21 protein-coding genes are annotated in these 19446 nt (G+C 63.8%); 12 read left to right on the plus strand and 9 right to left on the minus strand.

Annotated features, from left to right (window positions below):
* Positions 1-71: 71 nt before the first annotated feature.
* Positions 72-215: a hypothetical protein gene (locus tag NO357_RS03775; RefSeq protein ID WP_306734273.1), complete on the plus strand. Its 144-nt coding sequence runs from the start codon at positions 72-74 to the stop codon at positions 213-215.
* Between the two features lie 64 nt (positions 216-279).
* Positions 280-702, plus strand: coding sequence for a RidA family protein (locus tag NO357_RS03780; protein WP_306734274.1), 423 nt, complete (start codon positions 280-282; stop codon positions 700-702).
* Between the two features lie 19 nt (positions 703-721).
* On the opposite strand, the gene coaD is transcribed toward NO357_RS03780, so the two are convergent.
* The 3 genes from coaD to NO357_RS03795 form a co-directional block, all read right to left on the minus strand.
* Positions 722-1216 (minus strand): pantetheine-phosphate adenylyltransferase, encoded by a 495-nt coding sequence (gene coaD / locus NO357_RS03785; protein WP_306734275.1) that lies wholly within the window; start codon positions 1214-1216, stop codon positions 722-724.
* A gap of 91 nt (positions 1217-1307) precedes the next feature.
* Positions 1308-1742: a CBS domain-containing protein gene (locus NO357_RS03790; RefSeq protein WP_306734276.1), complete on the minus strand. Its 435-nt coding sequence runs from the start codon at positions 1740-1742 to the stop codon at positions 1308-1310.
* A gap of 81 nt (positions 1743-1823) precedes the next feature.
* Positions 1824-2720: a LysR family transcriptional regulator gene (locus NO357_RS03795; RefSeq protein ID WP_306734764.1), complete on the minus strand. Its 897-nt coding sequence runs from the start codon at positions 2718-2720 to the stop codon at positions 1824-1826.
* A gap of 243 nt (positions 2721-2963) precedes the next feature.
* Between NO357_RS03795 and NO357_RS03800 the strand changes: the two genes are divergently transcribed.
* Positions 2964-4463: a CoA-acylating methylmalonate-semialdehyde dehydrogenase gene (locus NO357_RS03800; RefSeq protein ID WP_306734277.1), complete on the plus strand. Its 1500-nt coding sequence runs from the start codon at positions 2964-2966 to the stop codon at positions 4461-4463.
* Between the two features lie 67 nt (positions 4464-4530).
* On the opposite strand, the gene NO357_RS03805 is transcribed toward NO357_RS03800, so the two are convergent.
* Positions 4531-4977 (minus strand): DsrE family protein, encoded by a 447-nt coding sequence (locus NO357_RS03805; RefSeq protein WP_306734278.1) that lies wholly within the window; start codon positions 4975-4977, stop codon positions 4531-4533.
* A 179-nt stretch (positions 4978-5156) separates the two neighbouring features.
* Here NO357_RS03805 and NO357_RS03810 point away from each other — a divergent pair, with 179 nt between their 5' ends.
* The 8 genes from NO357_RS03810 to NO357_RS03845 all read left to right on the plus strand — a co-directional run bounded on the left by NO357_RS03810 (position 5157) and on the right by NO357_RS03845 (position 11491).
* The gene (locus NO357_RS03810; protein ID WP_306734279.1) at positions 5157-6290 is read left to right on the plus strand and encodes a carboxylate-amine ligase; all 1134 of its coding nucleotides are present in this window, start codon (positions 5157-5159) and stop codon (positions 6288-6290) included.
* Positions 6291-6345: 55 nt separating this feature from the next.
* Positions 6346-6672: a cupredoxin domain-containing protein gene (locus tag NO357_RS03815; protein ID WP_306734280.1), complete on the plus strand. Its 327-nt coding sequence runs from the start codon at positions 6346-6348 to the stop codon at positions 6670-6672.
* A gap of 192 nt (positions 6673-6864) precedes the next feature.
* Complete coding sequence (locus NO357_RS03820) at positions 6865-8010, plus strand: acyl-CoA dehydrogenase family protein (protein ID WP_306734281.1); 1146 nt, start codon at positions 6865-6867, stop codon at positions 8008-8010.
* Between the two features lie 90 nt (positions 8011-8100).
* Positions 8101-9126: an enoyl-CoA hydratase/isomerase family protein gene (locus tag NO357_RS03825; RefSeq protein ID WP_306734282.1), complete on the plus strand. Its 1026-nt coding sequence runs from the start codon at positions 8101-8103 to the stop codon at positions 9124-9126.
* Between the two features lie 13 nt (positions 9127-9139).
* Complete coding sequence (gene mmsB, locus NO357_RS03830; protein WP_306734283.1) at positions 9140-10012, plus strand: 3-hydroxyisobutyrate dehydrogenase; 873 nt, start codon at positions 9140-9142, stop codon at positions 10010-10012.
* A gap of 103 nt (positions 10013-10115) precedes the next feature.
* The gene (locus NO357_RS03835; protein ID WP_306734284.1) at positions 10116-10484 is read left to right on the plus strand and encodes an excinuclease ABC subunit A; all 369 of its coding nucleotides are present in this window, start codon (positions 10116-10118) and stop codon (positions 10482-10484) included.
* 77 nt (positions 10485-10561) lie between these two features.
* On the plus strand, positions 10562-11221 hold the full coding sequence (locus NO357_RS03840; protein ID WP_306734285.1) for a Crp/Fnr family transcriptional regulator: 660 nt from the start codon (positions 10562-10564) through the stop codon (positions 11219-11221).
* Between the two features lie 78 nt (positions 11222-11299).
* Complete coding sequence (locus tag NO357_RS03845) at positions 11300-11491, plus strand: YgaP family membrane protein (RefSeq protein WP_306734286.1); 192 nt, start codon at positions 11300-11302, stop codon at positions 11489-11491.
* A 21-nt stretch (positions 11492-11512) separates the two neighbouring features.
* On the opposite strand, the gene NO357_RS03850 is transcribed toward NO357_RS03845, so the two are convergent.
* Positions 11513-12412 (minus strand): patatin-like phospholipase family protein, encoded by a 900-nt coding sequence (locus NO357_RS03850; protein ID WP_306734287.1) that lies wholly within the window; start codon positions 12410-12412, stop codon positions 11513-11515.
* Positions 12413-12416: 4 nt separating this feature from the next.
* Complete coding sequence (gene uvrA, locus NO357_RS03855; RefSeq protein ID WP_306734288.1) at positions 12417-15278, minus strand: excinuclease ABC subunit UvrA; 2862 nt, start codon at positions 15276-15278, stop codon at positions 12417-12419.
* A 197-nt stretch (positions 15279-15475) separates the two neighbouring features.
* Here uvrA and NO357_RS03860 point away from each other — a divergent pair, with 197 nt between their 5' ends.
* Entirely contained in the window at positions 15476-15838 is a 363-nt protein-coding gene (locus NO357_RS03860) for a rhodanese-like domain-containing protein (protein ID WP_306734289.1), read from the plus strand.
* 127 nt (positions 15839-15965) lie between these two features.
* On the opposite strand, the gene lpdA is transcribed toward NO357_RS03860, so the two are convergent.
* From lpdA to NO357_RS03875, 3 genes are all read right to left on the minus strand, one after another.
* Positions 15966-17360, minus strand: a complete 1395-nt coding sequence (gene lpdA / locus NO357_RS03865) for a dihydrolipoyl dehydrogenase (protein WP_306734290.1) — start codon at positions 17358-17360, stop codon at positions 15966-15968.
* A 125-nt stretch (positions 17361-17485) separates the two neighbouring features.
* On the minus strand, positions 17486-18064 hold the full coding sequence (locus NO357_RS03870) for a DUF924 family protein (RefSeq protein WP_306734291.1): 579 nt from the start codon (positions 18062-18064) through the stop codon (positions 17486-17488).
* Between the two features lie 102 nt (positions 18065-18166).
* The gene (locus NO357_RS03875; protein ID WP_306734292.1) at positions 18167-19420 is read right to left on the minus strand and encodes an MFS transporter; all 1254 of its coding nucleotides are present in this window, start codon (positions 19418-19420) and stop codon (positions 18167-18169) included.
* Between the last annotated feature and the right edge of the window lie 26 nt (positions 19421-19446).

The following is a 19446-nucleotide window of genomic DNA, read 5'->3' on the forward strand; positions in this document are numbered from 1 at the left end:
ACGCGGTTTCTTGCGCGACGCGGCCTGTCGGGGCATAACCCCGCCAGGCCGCGACGTTTTCAGGAGACCCCATGACCAACCAGATCGCCATCGGGCTGGGGCTCTTCATCCTCGCCCTAGTGGGACTCGACTATTTCTTATTCGACTGGTCGAACCTGATGTTCCTGCTCAAGAAACTGGCCGACCTGATCGAATATCTCGCCTTCTGGCGCTGAGCGCGCGCCCTCCGGGCCCCGCAAACGGGCGGCCGCATCGTCCACAGCAACCGAAACGAACGCCATGTCGCACCGCCTGAACATCAACCCGCCCAGCCTCTGGCCGTCGCGCGGCTATCCGATGCACCATGCCGTCGTCGAACCCGAGGGACGCCGCGTTCATCTCACCGGTCAGGTCGCGTGGGATGCGCAAGGCCGCGTCATCGGCGCCGACGATGCCGAGGCCCAAACCCATGCCGCCCTCGACAATATCGAACGCATCCTTGCCGCGCTCGGCGGGACGCTCGACGATGTCGTTTCCCTGACCACCTTTTTCACCCACGACGGCGACCGGCAGGCGATTTCGCGCGCCCGCCAGGCCCGGCTCAAGCCCGATTTCGGCCCGGCCGCGACCGGCGTTCGCGTTGCGGGATTGTGGTCCCCGGATCTGCTGGTCGAACTGACGGCCATCGCGGTCATCCCGCCAGAGCGGTTCAAGACCCCCTGAACCGAAACCGCCGCCGGGGTCAGCGCCCCAGCTTGGTCAGCAGCCGGTCGTTGACCGCGGGCGGCACGAATTTCGACACGTCGCCGCCCAGCCGGGCGATTTCCTTGACCAGTTTCGAAGCGATCGCCTGGCGCCGGGCATCGGCCATCAGGAACACCGTCTCGACGCTGTCGTCCAGCGCCCGGTTCATGCCGACCATCTGGAACTCGTATTCGAAATCGGCCACCGCGCGCAGCCCGCGGATGATCAACTGCGCGCCGACGTCATGGGCACAGTCGATCAGCAGGTTCTCGAACGGATGCACCACGCAGATAATCCCGGTGTCCGACGACAGCGCCTGGCATTCGGCCTCCAGCATCGCGACCCGTTCCTCGAGCGAAAACAGCGGCCCCTTGTCGCGATTGATCGCCACCCCGATCACCAGCTTGTCGACAAGGGCCGTGGCGCGGCGGATGATATCGGTGTGACCATAGGTCATCGGATCAAATGTGCCCGGGTATAGGCCGACGCGCATGCGCTTTCCCCCGTTTTCTGCGAGTGCGTAAATTGCCAGGCTGCAATGCTGTATCACGCAGCGAAATGCAAGCCGAAGTCCGTGGCTGGGCTCAATGCCCCATGATCATGCCTTCCAGCGCGTCCTTCTCCATCGCCAGTTCGTCGATCCGCGCCTTGACCACATCCCCGATGGTGACAATGCCCACGAGTTCGTCGCCCTCGACCACCGGCATGTGCCGGAACCGCCCGTTGGTCATCCGCTCCAACACCGAGTCCGCCGTTTCCGACTTGCTGCAGCTTACCGGGTTGCGGGTCATCATCTGCTCGACCTTCTCGTCCAGGCAGACCGCGCCGCGCAGCGCCAGGCTGCGCACGATGTCGCGCTCAGAAATGATGCCGACCACCGATGTGCCGTCCTCCGACACCACCAGACCGCCGATGCGCCGCTCGGCCAGGATCTGCGCCGCCTCGGCCACCGAGGTGCCCGGCGCCACGGTGATCACGCGGGCATCGCCCTTGGATTTCAAGATCTGGTGCACGAGCATCGGCCATCCTCCCGTAATTGCGGCGCTTTCCCGAATTCAACCGTCCCCCGGATGCGGCATTCTGTCAAGTCGGGCGTTGCCTCAGCTCAGCCGCTCCAGCCGCGCCACCTCGCGCCGAACCCCGTCGCTCAGCAGCGCCGCGAACCGGTTCAGCCGCTCGATCCGCCGGTCGTCCTCGTGCCGCACCAGAAAAAAGCTGCGGGTCAGGCTGAACTGGTCGGTCAGCACTTTCTTCACCCCGGTCACCGCCGGCAGGGCGAAATCATGCACCACGCCGACGCCGCCGCCCTGGCGGATCCAGTTGATCTGCACGCTGACCGAATTGCTGGCCAGCGCCACCCGCTCGAAGGCGCGGTCATGCAGGTAATCCAGCTCCTTGTCGAAGATCATGTCGGGGATGTAGCCGACGATCCGATGGCCCTTGAGATCGCGCATCGAACCCAGCGGCCCGTGCCGGCGCAGATAATCGGTCGAGGCCGCCAGATGCAGCTTGTAATCGGTCAGCTTGCTGACGATCAGCCGCCCGGTTTCGGGCCGGCTGACCATGATCGCCATGTCGGCCTCGCGTTTCGACAGGTTGAACACCCGCGGCAGCGCCACGATCTGGATCTCCAGATCGGGGTTCGCCGCGGCGATCTCGGAACAGACCTGCGGCAGCAGGAAATTGGCGCTACCATCGGGCGCGCCCAGCCGGACCTGCCCGCTCAGCGGCCCGCCCTGCCCGGCCATCTCGCTGCTTGCCGCCTCCATCGCGGCTTCCGCCCGCGCCGCATGCGGGATCAGCCGCTGGCCCTCTGAGGTCGGCACGTATCCGGTGGGCGACTTGGAAAATAGCGGCACGCCCATCGCCGCCTCCAGCCGCGCCACCCGGCGGCCCACCGTCGCCGGGTCGAGTTTCAGTCGCTGGCCCGCGCCGCTGAGCGATTCCGCCCGCGCCACCGCCAGGAACACCTTCAGATCATCCCAGTGCGGCTCCATGGTCCCTCCCGCCGGTGCCGTTTTCCGTCGCGGAAAACGGTTCGGAAAACGACGCGTTTTCCGGCGCTGCCCGTCACCGCCACCGCCGGATTCCGCCTCGGAATTCGAACCGGAATTCGCGTCGAATTCCGGCAGGCGCAGCGGTATGTCCTGCATTTTCGCAAAACACCCTTTGAAACCTTGCCCCTTTTCCCGGTAATTCCGCAAGACTATTCTGGCCGGGAAACCCGAGGAGGATATCCCATGCAAGAGCTGACCCATTACATCAACGGCGAACACGTCAAAGGCACGTCCGGCCGCTTCGCCGACGTGATGAACCCGCATACCGGCGAGGTTCAAGCCAAGGTCCCGCTGGCCAACAACGCCGAGCTGGAACAGGCCGTCGCCCATGCCCAGGCCGCCCAGCCCGCCTGGGGCGCCACCAACCCGCAGCGCCGCGCGCGCGTGCTGATGAAATTCGTCGATCTTCTCAACCGCGACATGGACAAGCTGGCCGAGGTGCTGTCGCGCGAACACGGGAAAACCGTCCCCGACGCCAAGGGTGACATCCAGCGCGGTCTCGAGGTGGTGGAATACTGCATCGGTGCGCCGCAGATGCTGAAAGGCGAATACACCGACAGCGCCGGTCCGGGCATCGACATGTATTCGATGCGCCAGCCCTTGGGCGTCACCGCCGGCATCACGCCGTTCAACTTCCCGGCGATGATCCCGATGTGGATGTTCGCCCCGGCACTGGCCTGCGGCAACGCCTTCATCCTCAAGCCTTCCGAACGCGACCCCTCGGTGCCCTTGATGCTGGCCGAACTGGCCGAAGAGGCGGGCCTGCCCAAGGGCCTTCTCCAGGTCGTCAATGGCGACAAGGAAGCGGTCGACGCCATCCTCTACAACCAGACCATCCAATCCATCGGCTTCGTCGGCTCGACCCCGATCGCCGAATACATCTATGGCACCGGCTGCTCCCAGGGCAAACGGGTGCAATGCTTCGGCGGCGCCAAGAACCACATGATCGTGATGCCCGATGCCGACATGGACCAGGCCGCCGATGCGCTGATCGGGGCCGGTTACGGCGCCGCCGGCGAACGCTGCATGGCGATCTCGGTCGCCGTGCCGGTGGGCGATGAGACCGCCGACCGGCTGATCGAGAAGCTGGTGCCGCGGATCGAGAAGCTGAAGGTCGGCCCCTACACCGATGGCGACGATGTCGATTACGGCCCGGTCGTGACCGCCGCCGCCAAGGCCAATATCGAACGGCTGGTGCAGTCCGGCGTCGATCAAGGCGCGAAACTGGTGGTCGATGGCCGCGGCTTCTCGCTTCAGGGCTATGAAGACGGCTTCTTCGTCGGCCCGCATCTCTTCGATCACGTCACGCCCGACATGGACATCTACAAGACCGAGATCTTCGGACCGGTACTGTCCACCGTCCGTGCCGGTTCCTACGAAGAGGCGCTGAAGCTGGCAATGGACCACGAATACGGCAACGGCACCGCGATCTTCACCCGAGACGGCGACACCGCCCGCGACTTCGCCAACCGCATCAACATCGGCATGGTCGGGATCAACGTGCCGATCCCGGTACCGCTGGCCTATCACACTTTCGGCGGCTGGAAGAAATCGGTGTTCGGTGACCTCAACCAGCACGGGCCGGACGCATTCAAGTTCTACACCCGCACCAAGACGGTCACCTCGCGCTGGCCCAGCGGGCTCAAGGAAGGCGGCGAGTTCCACTTCAAAGCGATGGACTAACTACTTGTGCAAAAAAGAAAAAGCCCTGGCCTTGGCGCCGGGGCTTTAAACTTTTCTTCACCTCGCTTCACCAACTCAGCGTCTGCATTCCGTCGCGGAACAGCCAGCTTTCCACCAGCTTCCAGTTCCCCATCTCTACGCCGTCGATATAGTCCGCCTCTGTCAGCCCCGCAGCGGCCGAGCAGGCCTGGCACATGATCACGGTGCCACCATCGGCGATGAACGCCGCCAGCATGTCCTGAACGCTGACGCCTTTGTCTTTCATCAGCCCGTGCACATGGCTCGGACGTTTCTTGTCGGCCAGATAGACCGCCCGTACGTTCAGCCAGATCGCCGTGGGATGACCGTTTTTCAGCGACTTCTGGTGCGCGAACATGATCGCCTTGGCGGCAGACCAGGTGTCGTCGGTGGTCAGGTTGACGAACAACCCGCGCTTGTCATCCTCGGCCGTGGCCGACTGGGGCGCCAATACAAGGACGAGGATCATCAGCATACCGCCAAACATTTGTTTCATCGAGGATCTCCTAAGTTGCGTCTGCGCGTTCCAACCAATTGATATTCCGCCCATCGCACCGGTCTCAAGCCATACCTTCCAGCGCAGGAAGGTTTTAGTGTCGCACCCACTCGTCGCTTGATCTCCCGGCCGCAACCTGCTGAACTCAACCGACCGGCACAGCTTGGGAGAAGGCGCAGATGTCAGGCACCGAACCCGATTTCACCATCGGCATCGAAGAGGAATACTTGCTGGTCGACCTCGACAGCCTGTCGCTCGCCCCGGCACCGCAGGAACTGATGGACCGCTGCGCCGAAGCGCTCGGCGGCCAGTTCGCCCCCGAATTCCTGGAATGCCAGGTCGAGATCGGCTCCAAGGTCTGTCAGAATGTGGGCGAGGCGCGCGAGGATCTCAAGCGCCTGCGCTCGACGGTGGCCCGCATCGCCGGCGAGTTCAACCTCGCGCCGATCGCCGCCTCCTGCCATCCGTTCTCCAACTGGCGCGACCAGCACCACACCCGCAAGGAACGCTACGATGGCCTGCGCGACGACCTGGCGCAGGTGGTGCGGCGACTGCTGATCTGCGGCAACCACGTGCATGTCGGCCTGCCTGATGACGATCTGCGCATCGACATCATGAACCAGCTCAGCTACTTCCTGCCTCACCTGCTCGCGCTCAGCTGTTCCTCGCCGTTCTGGCAAGGTGAAGACACCGGCCTAAACTGTTACCGTTTAACGGTTTTCGACAACCTCCCGCGCACCGGCCTGCCGCCGAAGCTCGACAGCTGGGGCGAATACGAACGCTCCGTCGCCATCCTGATCGATCTCGGGCTGATCGAGGACAGCAGCAAGATCTGGTGGGATCTGCGCCCCTCGCATCGGTTCCCGACACTGGAATCGCGCATCCTCGATGTCTCGCCCCGGCTGGAAACCACGCTGACCCTTGCCGCGCTGACCCAGGCGCTGATCCGGATGCTGTGGCGGCTGCGGCAAAAGAACCAGCGCTGGCGGCTCTACGACAATTTCCTGATCGCAGAAAACCGCTGGCGTGCCCAGCGTTACGGCATCAACCAGGGTCCGATCGATTTCGGCTCGCGCGAGATCATCCCCTATGCTCAGGCAATCAACGAAATCCTGGCGCTTGTCCACCACGACGCCGAGGCCCTGGGCTGCCTCGCCGAGGTCGAACATGCCCGCTCGATCCTCGACACCGGCACCTCGTCGGACCGCCAGCGCGCGGTTTTCGAAGACGCCCTCGAGGCCGAGTATTCCCGCGAGGAAGCTCTCAAACGCGTCGTCCACCATCTGGTCGAGGAATTCCACGCCGATTTGTGATCCGGCTCAACCCGGTCGCCGTAACCTTATGTACCAACGGAACGGAGAACGGACGATGACCACGATCAGCCGCCGCAAAGCCACTGCCCTCCTCGCCATCGCGCCATTGTCGCTGGCCACCAAAGCCGTGGCTGCCACGCACAACGTAGGTATTCGCGACATGCTGTATCAACCGGCCACGATTACCATCGCAGCCGGCGACTCGGTCATTTGGACCAATGACGATGGCGTCGAACACACCGCGACCGGGGTTCGCAACGACTGGGAGACCGGCAGCCTGAGCCGCGGCGACTCGAACGGAATCACCTTCCCCTATCCGGGTGAATATTCCTACTACTGCCGCTGGCATCCGAGTATGCGCGGTACCGTGATCGTGACCTGACACGGATTTGCCGAAACGTCCGACGCCGAAGGACTCCCGGGGCGCCGTCGCCCTCACACGAAGGGCTGACTAACGATCACCGCGCGCTCCGGTCGCGCGACGATGGCGTCTCGGCTCTTCAATGCCATGCAAAACTTCTGTAAGAATTCAGAATTAAACACGCGTTCAATTCATCTTGCGGAGGAGCCAGACATGGATTTTGCCCTGAGTGAGGAGCAGACCCTCATCTTCGACATGGCCAGGGGCTTCGGCGAAGAACACATCGCGCCGCACGCCATGGACTGGGAAGCCGCCGGCACCATCCCCAAGGATCTCTGGCCACGCGTCGCCGAACTGGGCCTGGGCGGCATCTATGTCTCCGAGGAATATGGCGGCTCCGGTCTCTCGCGGCTCGACGCCACGCTGGTCTTCGAGGCGCTGGCCATGTCCTGCCCTGCCGTGGGGTCGTTTCTCTCGATCCACAACATGTGCGGCGGCATGATCGACAAGTTCGGCTCGGACGAGACCAAGCAGAAATGGCTGCCCGATCTGTGCTCGATGCAAAAGGTGTTCTCCTACTGCCTGACCGAGCCCGGCTCGGGTTCCGACGCCGCCGCCCTGAAAACCCGTGCCGAGCGAACCAACGAAGGCTATACCCTGAACGGCACCAAGGCCTTCATCTCGGGCGGCAGCTATTCCGACGCCTATGTCACCATGGTCCGCACCGGCGAAGACGGGCCGAAGGGCATTTCCACGGTGGTGGTGGAAGACGGTGCGGACGGTCTCAGCTTCGGCGCATTGGAAAAGAAAATGGGCTGGCTGGCCCAACCCACCGCGCAGGTGCAGTTCGACGACTGCAAGGTGCCCGCTGACAACCTGATCGGCGAAGAAGGCAAAGGATTCACCTACGCCATGGCCGGGCTTGATGGCGGCCGCCTCAACATCGCCGCCAGCGCGCTCGGCGGCGCGCAGGCCGCGCTGGACAAAACCATGGCCTACATGGCCGAGCGCAAGGCCTTCGGCAAACCGATCAACCAGTTCCAGGCGCTGCAATTCAAGCTGGCCGAGTTCGAAACCAAACTGCAATCCTCGCGCACCTTCCTGCGACAAGCCGCGTGGAAACTGGACAACAAGGCGCACGATGCCACCAAGTTCTGCGCCATGGCCAAGCTGATGGTCACCGACGCGGCCTTCGAGGTTGCCAATGGCTGCCTGCAGCTGCATGGCGGCTACGGCTATCTCGCCGACTACGGCATCGAGAAAATCGTCCGCGACCTGCGCGTCCACCAGATCCTGGAAGGCACCAACGAGATCATGCGCCTGATCATCTCGCGCCAGATGATCGCGGACGCGGCGTGATGCGACGCGCCCAACGGAGGGATGCGCCCGCCTGGGAGCGGGCGGGCGCATCCCGGTTCGCAAGCGAACCGGACAAAAGGGGGCAATCGAGTGACTGACATCTCCGTCCGTAACATCGGCCGCGCCGGCCGCATTACGCTCCAGCGCCCCAAGGCGCTGAACGCGGTGACTTACGAGATGGTCAAAGCGATCACCTCGGCCCTCGCGCAATGGCGTGATCATCCCGAGGTCACGCTGATCGTCATCGATGCCGAGGGCGACAAGGCCTTCTCCGCCGGCGGCGACATCGCCGACCTATACGCCACCGGTACTGCCGGAAACTTCGAGTTCGGCCAGACCTTCTGGCGTGACGAATACCGGATGAACGCCAAGCTCGCCGAATACCCCAAGCCGATCGTCAGCTTCCTGCAGGGCTTCACCATGGGCGGCGGCATGGGGGTGGGCTGCCACGGCTCCCACCGTATCGTCGGCGAAACCTCCCAGATCGCCATGCCCGAGTGCGGCATCGGGTTGGTGCCGGATGTCGGTGGCTCGATGATCCTCGCCCATGCCCCCGGCCATCTCGGCGCTTACTTGGGCACCACCGGCGCCCGCATGGGGCCCGCCGACGCAATCCTCGCGGGCTTTGCCGACCGCTTCATTCCGCAAGACCATTGGCCCGACCTCATCGCGGCGCTGCAGGACAACGGCGATCCTGCGGTGCTCAACACCGCCAGCGAGACCGCGCCACAAGGCCGCATCAGCGACCTGCGCACCCAGATCGACGCGTATTTCTCAGCCCCCGACCTGCGCGGCGTGATTGCAGCTCTGCAAGCGTCCGACAGCGACTTCGCTGCCGAAACCCTCAAAGCCCTGCTGCGCGCCTCCCCGCTGTCGGCGGCCTGCACCCTCGAAATGATGCGCCGCCTGCGCCAAGCCACCATTCGCGAGGCGCTCACCCTGGAGTACCGCTTCACCTACCGCGCCATGGAACACGGCGATTTCCTCGAAGGCATCCGCGCCGCGATCATCGACAAGGATCGCAGTCCCAACTGGCGCCACGACCCGATGCGCTTGCCAGCGGACGCCGTCACGACCATGCTGGCGCCATTGGGCGACCACGAACTGACTTTCTGAGGGAGAGAGAAAGATGAACATCGGATTTATCGGACTGGGCAACATGGGCGGGCCGATGGCCGCCAACCTCGCCGCCGCCGGGCACAACGTCACCGGATTCGACACCGCCCAGATCAGCGTCGAGGGCGTCGACATGGCCGCCTCCGCCGCCGCGGCCGCCGCCGATCAGGACGTGGTTATCACCATGCTGCCCAACGGCCAGATCCTGCGCGCAGTCGCCGACGAAATCATCCCGGCGATGAAACACGGTGCCGCCTTCATCGATTGCTCGACCGTCGATGTTGAAAGCGCCCGCGCCGTCGCCGAACAGGCCGTGGCCGCCCGGCTGCTGCCGGTCGATGCACCGGTATCGGGTGGCGTCGGCGGGGCCCAGGCCGGCACGCTCACCTTCATGGCCGGCGGTTCCGAGGCCGCCTTCACCAAGGCGCAGCCGCTGTTCGAGATCATGGGCCAGAAGGCCGTCCATTGCGGCGACTCGGGCGCCGGCCAGGCTGCCAAGATCTGCAACAACATGATTCTCGGCATCACCATGATCGGCACCTGCGAGGCCTTCGCGCTGGCCGACAAGCTCGGCCTCGACCGGCAAAAGATGTTCGACGTGGTTTCCACCTCGTCAGGCTACAGCTGGTCGATGAACGCCTATTGCCCCGCGCCCGGTGTCGGGCCGCAAAGCCCCGCCGACAACGGCTACAAGCCCGGCTTCGCCGCCGAGCTGATGCTTAAGGATCTGCGCCTCAGCCAGCAGGCCGCCGAAGCCGCCGATGCCGACACGCCGCTCGGCCTGGCCGCCACCAAGCTCTACGAGCAGTTTGTCGAGGCCGAGGACGGGCTGGGCAAGGACTTCTCGGCCATGCTGCCGCGCTTCGAGAAACGCCACCGCGGATAAGCCGCGCGCCAAGCCCCGGCGGAACTTTGCCGGGGGTTTTCTGGTCGCATCGTATTTCCCCTGTCCCGGGCCTATCTTCCGGTCAAACGGAAAGGAGCCCGATATGCGATATGCTCGACCTGTCGTGCTGGCACTGAGCCTCGCCGCCCTTGCAACCGCGGCCACGGCCGGCAACGGCCCCGGCAAACCCGGGGCCCACAAAGGCCCCGGCCCCAAGGCCGCCCTGCCTTGCCCGCCGGGCCTGGCCAAGAAGAACCCGCCCTGCGTGCCGCCAGGGCAAGCCCGACACCAGTACCGCTACCGGGTCGGCGAACGGATCAACAGCGGCTACGTCATTCTGGGCGATCCGTGGCGCTATGACCTCGATCCGAACCAGACCTATTACCGCGTCGGCGATTACCTTTACCGGGTCAACCGCGACACCCGAGAGGTGCTCGATTTCCTCGGTGCCGCGGCGGCCCTGCTCGACTGATCGCAGCGCCCGACCTTGTATGGGGCGGCAGACCCGGTAATCTGACTGCATTTCGCAGACGGACGATATCGCTTCGCATGACCTGGCTCGAAACCGCGCCCGCGCTTGACGCGCTTGAACCTCGCGCCCGCGCCCAAATGGGCGCGCTGAAGCCGGTGAACCTGCCCGCAGGGGCCGTGCTGTTCCACCCCGGCGACTCGGTCAAGGGCTACGCGATCGTGCTCACCGGCCGGGTTGACGTCTCGCTCACCGGCACCACGGGCCGGGAAATGCTGCTCTATTCCGTGGTGCCCGGCCAAAGCTGCATCCAGTCCACCCTCGGCCTGCTGGGCGGCGGCGACTACACCGCCGAGGCCGTGACCCAGGGCGAAACCGAGCTCGTCCTGCTGCCGCGTGCGCTGTTTCTCGATCTGGTCGACAGTTCTCCGGCGTTCCGTGCCGTGGTCTTTCGCGCCTTTGCCGACCGCATGCAGAACATGATGCAACTGGTTGAAAAAGTGGCTTTCCAGCGCGTCGAGTGCCGTCTGGCCGACCAACTTCTCACACTTACCGAGGCCGCCGACGGCCCGATCCGGATCACCCAGGCCGAACTGGCGACCAAGGTTGGCACCGCCCGCGAAGTGATCTCGCGCCGGCTCGACGCCTGGGCGCGGCGCGGGGTGGTTCAAACTGGCCGCGGGACCATCACGATCACAGACGCACAGGCCCTGCGCGAGATTGCACAAGACGTAATGTGACCCAGTCACAGACACCCGGCCCGGCGATTTGATACTGTTCTGTCAGTGTTTCGAACCGGACGAAAAAAGGAGACTGAAATGACCAAGAATGTCGGCGGACTCGACCGTATCCTTCGCATCGTAATCGGCGCGCTGCTGATCGTCGGCGCGCTCATGGGCTATGGCTGGTGGATGTGGATCGGCATCGTGCCGCTGGCCACCGGCCTGATCGGCTGGTGCCCGCCCTACGCGCTTTTGGGAATCAACACCTGCGCGATGAAGAAGAACTGACGCTCTGTCGGCGGGCCGGTGCTATCTGGCCCGCTCCACCACCTCGCGAATGTCATCGGCGCGGTCGCGCACCATGCGCCGGCCCTCGTCGATCGCTTCGCCGGCACGGTGCAATTCCAGCACCGTCATCGTATTCATCAGATCCGCGTCGAGCAGGATATGCGGCGGATCGGCAGCTTGGCGCGCCTGGCGCATGAAATCGGTCATGATGTCGATTGCGGTCGAAACCACGTCGACATAGTTCGGCGGCATCGCCTCGGATTTCTTGTCCACCAGGTAAGACCGCACGGGGTCCGGCAGGTATTTGGTCAGCCCCGGATCGTCGAGAAAATCCCAGATCCCCCCGCTCCGCTCCTTTTCGCGCCACAGATCGTGGCCAGGCTTGGCGTTCGGGTTGACGGCAATCGTCCGGTCCGCCCCCAGGGCGCGGCAGGCCGAACACGGCACCGGATTGGTCACCCCGCCGTCCAGCAGCCACTTGCCGTCCTTGCGCGCCGGGCTGAACACGCCCGGGATGGAAATCGACCCGCGGATCGCCCGGAACAGGTCGCCGTCCTGAATCCAGACCTCGCGTCCGCTGGCCATGTCCGTGGCCACCACGATCAGTGGCCTTTTCAGCGCGTTGAAACGCTCGGGCACGTCAAGATCACGCAGCACGTCGCGGATCGCCGCCCCCTGCACCAATCCCCCGCCCGCCAGGCGCAAATCGACATAGGTCAGAAACTTCTGCAGGCTCAGTGATCGCGCCCAGTCTTCCAGCGCGTCCAGCCGGTCGGCCGCCCAGGCTGCGCCCACCAATGCCCCCATCGAACAACCGGCCACGACATCGGGCGCGATGCCCATGTCCCGCAGCTCCTGCAGCACGCCGATGTGGCACCAGCCGCGGGCCCCGCCCGAGCCAAGCGCCAACCCGAGCCGCACCGCCCTACTCCGCCGCCGTGCGCCGGGCGGCGGTCAGCATCGGACCGAGATACCGCCCGGTGTGGCTGCGCTCGACCCGGGCCACCTGTTCCGGTGTGCCGACAGCCACGATCTCGCCGCCGCCATCGCCACCCTCGGGGCCGATATCGATGATGTGGTCGGCGGTCTTGATCACGTCGAGATTGTGCTCGATCACCACCACCGTATTGCCCTGCTCGACCAGTTCGTGCAGCACCTCCAACAGCTTGCGCACATCCTCGAAATGCAACCCGGTCGTCGGCTCGTCGAGAATATAGAGCGTCCGTCCCGTCGAGCGTTTCGCCAACTCTTTACTCAGCTTCACCCGCTGCGCCTCGCCACCCGAAAGCGTCGTCGCCTGCTGGCCGACCTTGATGTAATCGAGGCCGACCCGGTGCAGCGCCTCCATCTTGTCGCGAATGCTCGGCACCGCCTTGAAGAACTCCCGCGCCTCCTCAACCGTCATGTCCAGAACTTCGGCGATGCTCTTTCCCTTAAACTTGATTTCCAGCGTCTCGCGGTTGTAGCGCGCGCCCTTGCAGGTCTCGCAGGTTACGTAAACGTCGGGCAGGAAATGCATCTCGATCTTGATCACCCCGTCGCCCTGGCAGGCCTCGCAGCGCCCGCCCTTGACGTTGAAGCTGAACCTGCCCGGCTTGTAGCCCCGCGCCTTGGCCTCGGGCAGCCCGGCGAACCAGTCGCGGATCGGCGTGAACGCGCCGGTATAGGTGGCGGGGTTCGACCGCGGCGTCCGCCCGATCGGCCGCTGGTCGATGTCGATCACCTTGTCGAGATGCTCCAATCCCTTGATCGTCTCGCATGGGCTTGGTGTCTGGCGGGCGTTGTTCAGCCGCATCGACGCGGTCTTGAACAGTGTCTCGATCGTCAGGGTCGATTTACCCCCGCCCGACACGCCGGTGACGCAGACGAACTTGCCCAGTGGAAACTCGGCGGTGACCTCTTTCAGGTTGTTGCCGGTGGCCTTGACCACCGTCACCGCCTTGCCGTTGCCCTTGCGTCGCACCGCCGGCACCGCGATCTCGCGCGTTCCCGACAGGTATTGCCCGGTCAGGCTGGCCGGATCCTTGGCGACAACGTCAGGCGTGCCCTGCGCCACCACCCGGCCGCCATGCACCCCGGCGCCGGGGCCGATGTCGAACACGTAGTCGGCTTCGCGAATCGCCTCCTCGTCGTGCTCGACCACGATCACCGTGTTGCCCTGGTCGCGCAGGTTTTTCAGCGTATCCAGAAGTCGCGAATTATCGCGCTGGTGCAGTCCGATCGAGGGCTCGTCGAGCACGTAGAGCACGCCGGTCAGCCCGCTGCCGATCTGGCTGGCCAGCCGGATGCGCTGGCTTTCCCCGCCCGACAGGGTGCCACTTGAACGGCTGAGCGTCAGGTATTCCAATCCCACGTTATTCAGGAATCCCAGCCGCTCGCGGATCTCCTTCAGAATCGCCGCCGCAATCTCGTTATTCTGTTTCGACAAGTGGTTTGGCGCGTCCTCGATCCACTTGAGCGCCTCACGGATCGACATCTGCACCACCTGGCCCACGTGCAGCCCGCCGATCTTCACCGCCAGCGCCTCGTCGCGCAGCCGGAACCCACCACAAGCACCGCAGGGCCGGTTGTTCTGATAGCGCTCGAATTCCTCGCGGATCCAGCTCGAATCGGTCTCACGATAGCGCCGCTCCATGTTCGGAATGACGCCCTCGAACACCCGCGTCACCTGATAGACGCGCCCGCCCTCGTCATAGCGGAACTGGATTTCCTCGTCCCCCGAGCCATAGAGGAAGACCTGCTGCACATGCGCCGGCAGGTCCTTCCACGCGGTATTGCGGTCGAACTCGTAATGCTTGGCCAAGGCCTCGATGGTCTGAAGGAAATAGGGCGACTTGCCCTTGCGCCACGGCGCCAGCGCCCCGTCATAGATTTTCAGGGTCGCATCCGGCACCACCAGCCGTTCGTCGAAAAACAGCTCCACCCCCAGCCCGTCGCATTCCGGGCAGGCGCCGAACGGCGCGTTGAAGGAAAACAGCCGTGGCTCGATTTCGGGGATAGTGAAGCCGCTGACCGGGCAGGCAAAATTCTCGCTGAACGTGATCCGCTCCGGGTCTCCCTCCGACGGCGCGGTTTCCAGCACCGCGATCCCATCTGCCAGGTCGAGCGCCGTGCGCAAACTGTCGGCCAGCCGTGTCTCCATCCCCTCGCGCACCACGATCCGGTCGACCACCACATCGATATCGTGGCGGAACTTCTTGTCCAGCACCGGCGGCTCGTCGAGTTCGTAAAACGCCCCGTCCACCTTGACCCGCTGGAACCCCTGCTTGCGAAGTTCGAGGAACTCCTTGCGGTATTCCCCCTTGCGGTCGCGCACGATCGGCGCCAGCAGATAGGCGCGCGTGCCCTCGTCCATCGCCATGATCCTGTCGACCATGTCCTGCACCTGTTGCGCCTCGATGGGCAGACCGGTGGCCGGGCTGTAAGGTGTCCCCGCCCGGGCAAACAAAAGTCGCAGATAGTCGTAAATCTCGGTTACCGTGCCGACGGTCGAGCGCGGGTTTTTCGACGTCGTCTTCTGTTCGATCGAAATCGCCGGGCTCAGCCCCGCGATATGATCGACATCGGGCTTTTCCATCATGTCCAGGAACTGCCGGGCATAGGCCGAAAGCGACTCGACATAGCGGCGCTGCCCTTCGGCATAAATCGTGTCGAATGCCAGCGAGGATTTACCGGACCCCGAAAGCCCGGTGATCACCACCAGCCGGTCGCGCGGAATATCGACGTCGATATTCTTGAGATTGTGCTCCCGCGCGCCGCGGACCTCGATTTGCTTCAGATCGCCCATGTCAAACCCCCGAGACTCTGCTCAGAGATAGTTCACTCCTTCCGATCTTCCAACCACAATTTGCGAACGAAGCAGGAACATTCATGCGGCAACGCAGCATTCTTCATCACGGATCTTCACATTCAAAAGGCCGAATGCTATATCTGGCTCAAGCGGCAGGAGTGCCGGACTGGAAACGCGATCAAAGAGGCTAATCAATGTTTGGATTCTTCATGGGCGGCGGTGTGCCGCGTATTGCGCCCGACGAGGCTGTGAAGGGTGCACAGGACGGCTCGGTCACCGTGATCGATGTGCGCGAGATGGGCGAAGTGGCTGCCACCGGCAAGGCCACCGGCGCCAAGCACATCCCGATGATGCAGCTGCAATGGAAATGCGACCCGCGCCATCCCGAATATGACAAGAGCCTCGACCCGGAAAAGACCGTCGTGGTCTACTGCGCCACCGGCGCCCGCTCGATGCAGGCCGGCACCTTGCTGACCCGGATGGGCTACAAGGACGTGCGCAACCTCGGCGGCCTGCACGATTGGGTGCGCGGCGGCGGCGCTACCGAACGCGCCTGAAACCTCCCCCCTTCTGACAAACAACAGGCCCCGGGCATCGCTCCGGGGCCTTTGCTTTCTGGTCTGGTGTGGTTCCGGGACGGCCCCGAAACAGCGGCGCGTTTTCCGGCGACGTCAGCGCTGCGGCTCAAAAATGGATCGCCCGGCCATAGGCGTCCAGAACGCTCTCATGCATCATCTCCGACAGCGTCGGATGCGGGAAGACCGTGTGCATCAGTTCTTCCTCGGTAGTCTCCAGCGTCCGCCCCACGACATAGCCCTGGATCATCTCGGTCACTTCCGCGCCCACCATATGCGCCCCCAGAAGCTCGCCGGTCTTGGCGTCGAATACCGTCTTCACCATGCCTTCCGGCTCGCCTAGGGCAATCGCCTTGCCGTTGCCGATGAACGGGAACCGCCCGACCTTGACCTCGTATCCCAATTCTTTCGCCTTGGCTTCGCTGTAGCCAACCGAGGCCACCTGCGGGTGGCAATACGTGCAGCCGGCGATGGCCTCGGGACGGACGGGATGAACCTTTTGCCCGGCGATCATCTCGGCCACCATTACCCCCTCGTGGCTTGCCTTGTGCGCCAGCCACGGCGCGCCGGCGATATCGCCGATGGCAAAGACCCCCTCGACACCGGTGCGGCAGTATTCGTCGACCACGACATGGGTGCGGTCGATTTTCACCCCGGCCTCCTCAAGGCCGAGGTTCTCTACGTTGCCGACGATGCCAACGGCGGAAATCACCGTGTCGAAATCGTGCTTCTCGACCTTGCCACCGGCCTCGATATGCGCCGTCACCTTGCCTTTGGACCGATCCAGTTGCTTGACCATGGCCTTTTCCATGATCGTCATGCCCTGCTTCTCGAACTGCTTCCTGGCAAAGGCGGAAATCTCGGCATCCTCCACCGGCAGGATCCGCTCCATCACCTCGACCACCGTCGTTTCGGCGCCCAAGGTGTTGTAAAAGCTGGCAAACTCGATTCCGATTGCGCCCGAGCCGATGACCAGCAGCTTCTTCGGCATCCGTGGCGGCATCAGGGCATGGCGATAGGTCCAGACCAGGTCGCCGTCCGCCTCCAGCCCCGGCAACTCCCGCGCCCGCGCGCCAGTGGCCAGCACGACATTCTTGCCGCTCAGGGTCTCGTCGCCCTTTTCGGTTGTCACCACGACCTTGCCCGGGCCTGCCAGTTTCGCCTCCCCCATGATCGCGGTCACCTTGTTCTTTTTCAGAAGGTGTCCGACCCCGCCATTGAGCTGTTTCGATACCGCCCGCGAGCGTTTCACCACCGCATCGAGATCATAGCCGATCTTGTCAGCCGAGAGTCCGAACTCCTTGGCCCGGTGCATCAGGTGGAAGACTTCCGCGGACCTCAGCAGCGCCTTGGTCGGGATGCAGCCCCAGTTCAGGCAGATCCCCCCCATATGCTCGCGCTCGACAATCGCGACCTTCAACCCCAACTGGGCGCCGCGGATTGCCGCCACATAGCCGCCGGGTCCCGCCCCGATCACGATCATGTCGAATGTGCTGTCAGCCATGGCGCGTCTCCGATTCCAAAATTAGTTTGATATTAAACTACTTCTATCCGTGCCGCAATGCAGCAGAAGACGGCCCACGCCCGTCCGGACGTGCGCGGCCCAAATGCCTGAAATCCTGCCTTTTTTCAGCCGGCGGCCTGAAGCTGGCGCATGGTTTCGCCATAGCCGCCCGAACTGACGAACTCGGTTTCCGGCTCGGTCGTGCGCCGGTCCAGCGCGTCGTTGCGATAGGGGAAGCGACCGAACTGGCGGATGATCTCGCGATGTACCTTGGCATGCAGCAGGTTGCCCGCGCCCGACTCGGGCATCCGCTCCTTCATCAGCCGCACACAGCGCTCCTGGTCGCACAGGTTTTCGGAATGCATCATCGGCAGATAGAAGAACTGCCGCGCCGGTTCGTCGATCTTCAGATCCCAGCCCTTGTGGATCGCCGCCTTGGCCGTGGCCAGAGCGATTCGATCGCTGGAATACGCCTTGGCGTCGCCGCGGAACATGTTGCGCGGAAACTGGTCGAGCAGGATGATATAAGCCAGAGTCCCACTGGGATAGGTCAGCCACAGCGAATAAGCCCCTTCGCAGGCCGCTTCCCATGTTTTCAGAAATTTCTTGCGGATCTTCGCGTCCAGCGTTTCGGAGCTGGCGTACCAGCCCTCCGGGCCCACCTCATCGAGCCAGAAACGCAATATCTCATCCGGACCAGACATCGGGTTAACCTCCTCACCCTGTTCGACCCCCGGGATTTCCAAAAACGTTACACATCTTTTTTCGAGAATGAATAGTAAAATATTATGTCGATATGCGACATTTTATGACTCTGCTGCATTTTCGTGCTCTTCCGCATCCTCCTCGAACGCCAGTTCCACCCCGAGCGGGGACGTCGACATCGTCACCGGGGTAAAGCCGCCGGTCTCGTCCACCCCTGGCGAAGCGCGCTGCGTCATCCGCCAGGCGGCATAGCCCGCAGTGGCCAGCAGCAGCAGCCCGAGGAACAGGAAATAGCCCGGCGGTCCGAAGATCCCCATGCACCAGCCGGTGATCACCGGTCCGGCAATGGCGCCCAACCCGTTGACGAAGACCAGCCCGCCCGACACCGCCGCCATGTTCTCGGTGTCGACGAAATCGTTGGTATAGGCGATCAGCAGCGAATAGAGCGGGTTCGACGCCCCACCGATCACGAACGCCGCCGCCAGCAGCAGCGCGAACACCCCGCCGCCGACCATCGCCAGCGCCGCGCCGATCCCACCCAGCAGGGCCACGGCGAAGATCAGCACCCGCCGGTCCATGCGGTCGGAAAACCAGCCCAGCGGATATTGCATCACCGTCGCGCCGACATAGAACGACGCGACGAACAGCGAAATCTGCGCCAGGCTCAGCCCGGCCTCGGCGCCATAGACCGCGCCCATACCGAACTGCGCCGAGAACACCGAGCCCAGCAGGAACATGCCCACCACCCCCAGCGGCGAGACATGGTAGAGCTCGCGCAGGCTCATCGGTCGCGAGGTCTCGAAGGCCGGTGTCGGCGAGATCGACAGCAGAATCGGTGCGAACGAGATCGACACCAGCACCGAGGGAATAACGAACAGGATGAACCCGGCCGGATCGGCCACCAGCAGCAGGCCCTGGGCGGCGATGATCCCCACCATCTGCACGATCATGTACAGCGACAGCGACTTGCCGCGGGTGTCGTTGGTGGCGGCGTTGTTGAGCCAGCTTTCGGCGGTGACATAGACCCCTGAAAAACAAAACCCGATCACCACCCGCAGAAACGCCCAGACCCAGGGGTTGGCCCAGGTGGCATAAAGCACCAGTACCGCCGAGATGAACGAGGCCAGCGCCGCAAAGACCCGCACATGCCCCACCCGGCGGATCATCCCCGGCGCCATGCGCGATCCGCCAAGGAAACCCACGAAATAGGCCGACATCACGATCGACATTTCCCAGGTCGAAAACCCTTCCAGACCTCCGCGCACGCCCAGAAGCGTGCCCTGAAGGCCATTGCCGACCTGCAAGAGCATCATCCCCAGAAGCAGGGACCAGCTGGCGGACAACACCTGGAACATGCGCCTCTCCTTGGCCTCGGCCTAGT

The sequence above is a fragment of the Marimonas arenosa genome (assembly GCF_030848945.1).
Lineage (GTDB): Bacteria > Pseudomonadota > Alphaproteobacteria > Rhodobacterales > Rhodobacteraceae > Marimonas > Marimonas arenosa.

Excerpts from the sequence above, each read along its gene's own strand:
- NO357_RS03775 (WP_306734273.1), top strand. The coding sequence starts at position 72 with ATGACCAACCAGATCGCCATCGGGCTGGGGCTCTTCATCCTCGCCCTA.
- NO357_RS03780 (WP_306734274.1), top strand. The coding sequence starts at position 280 with ATGTCGCACCGCCTGAACATCAACCCGCCCAGCCTCTGGCCGTCGCGC.
- coaD (WP_306734275.1), bottom strand. The coding sequence starts at position 1,216 with ATGCGCGTCGGCCTATACCCGGGCACATTTGATCCGATGACCTATGGT.
- NO357_RS03790 (WP_306734276.1), bottom strand. The coding sequence starts at position 1,742 with ATGCTCGTGCACCAGATCTTGAAATCCAAGGGCGATGCCCGCGTGATC.
- NO357_RS03795 (WP_306734764.1), bottom strand. The coding sequence starts at position 2,720 with ATGGAGCCGCACTGGGATGATCTGAAGGTGTTCCTGGCGGTGGCGCGG.
- NO357_RS03800 (WP_306734277.1), top strand. The coding sequence starts at position 2,964 with ATGCAAGAGCTGACCCATTACATCAACGGCGAACACGTCAAAGGCACG.
- NO357_RS03805 (WP_306734278.1), bottom strand. The coding sequence starts at position 4,977 with ATGAAACAAATGTTTGGCGGTATGCTGATGATCCTCGTCCTTGTATTG.
- NO357_RS03810 (WP_306734279.1), top strand. The coding sequence starts at position 5,157 with ATGTCAGGCACCGAACCCGATTTCACCATCGGCATCGAAGAGGAATAC.
- NO357_RS03815 (WP_306734280.1), top strand. The coding sequence starts at position 6,346 with ATGACCACGATCAGCCGCCGCAAAGCCACTGCCCTCCTCGCCATCGCG.
- NO357_RS03820 (WP_306734281.1), top strand. The coding sequence starts at position 6,865 with ATGGATTTTGCCCTGAGTGAGGAGCAGACCCTCATCTTCGACATGGCC.
- mmsB (WP_306734283.1), top strand. The coding sequence starts at position 9,140 with ATGAACATCGGATTTATCGGACTGGGCAACATGGGCGGGCCGATGGCC.
- NO357_RS03835 (WP_306734284.1), top strand. The coding sequence starts at position 10,116 with ATGCGATATGCTCGACCTGTCGTGCTGGCACTGAGCCTCGCCGCCCTT.
- NO357_RS03840 (WP_306734285.1), top strand. The coding sequence starts at position 10,562 with ATGACCTGGCTCGAAACCGCGCCCGCGCTTGACGCGCTTGAACCTCGC.
- NO357_RS03845 (WP_306734286.1), top strand. The coding sequence starts at position 11,300 with ATGACCAAGAATGTCGGCGGACTCGACCGTATCCTTCGCATCGTAATC.
- uvrA (WP_306734288.1), bottom strand. The coding sequence starts at position 15,278 with ATGGGCGATCTGAAGCAAATCGAGGTCCGCGGCGCGCGGGAGCACAAT.
- NO357_RS03860 (WP_306734289.1), top strand. The coding sequence starts at position 15,476 with ATGTTTGGATTCTTCATGGGCGGCGGTGTGCCGCGTATTGCGCCCGAC.
- lpdA (WP_306734290.1), bottom strand. The coding sequence starts at position 17,360 with ATGGCTGACAGCACATTCGACATGATCGTGATCGGGGCGGGACCCGGC.
- NO357_RS03870 (WP_306734291.1), bottom strand. The coding sequence starts at position 18,064 with ATGTCTGGTCCGGATGAGATATTGCGTTTCTGGCTCGATGAGGTGGGC.
- NO357_RS03875 (WP_306734292.1), bottom strand. The coding sequence starts at position 19,420 with ATGTTCCAGGTGTTGTCCGCCAGCTGGTCCCTGCTTCTGGGGATGATG.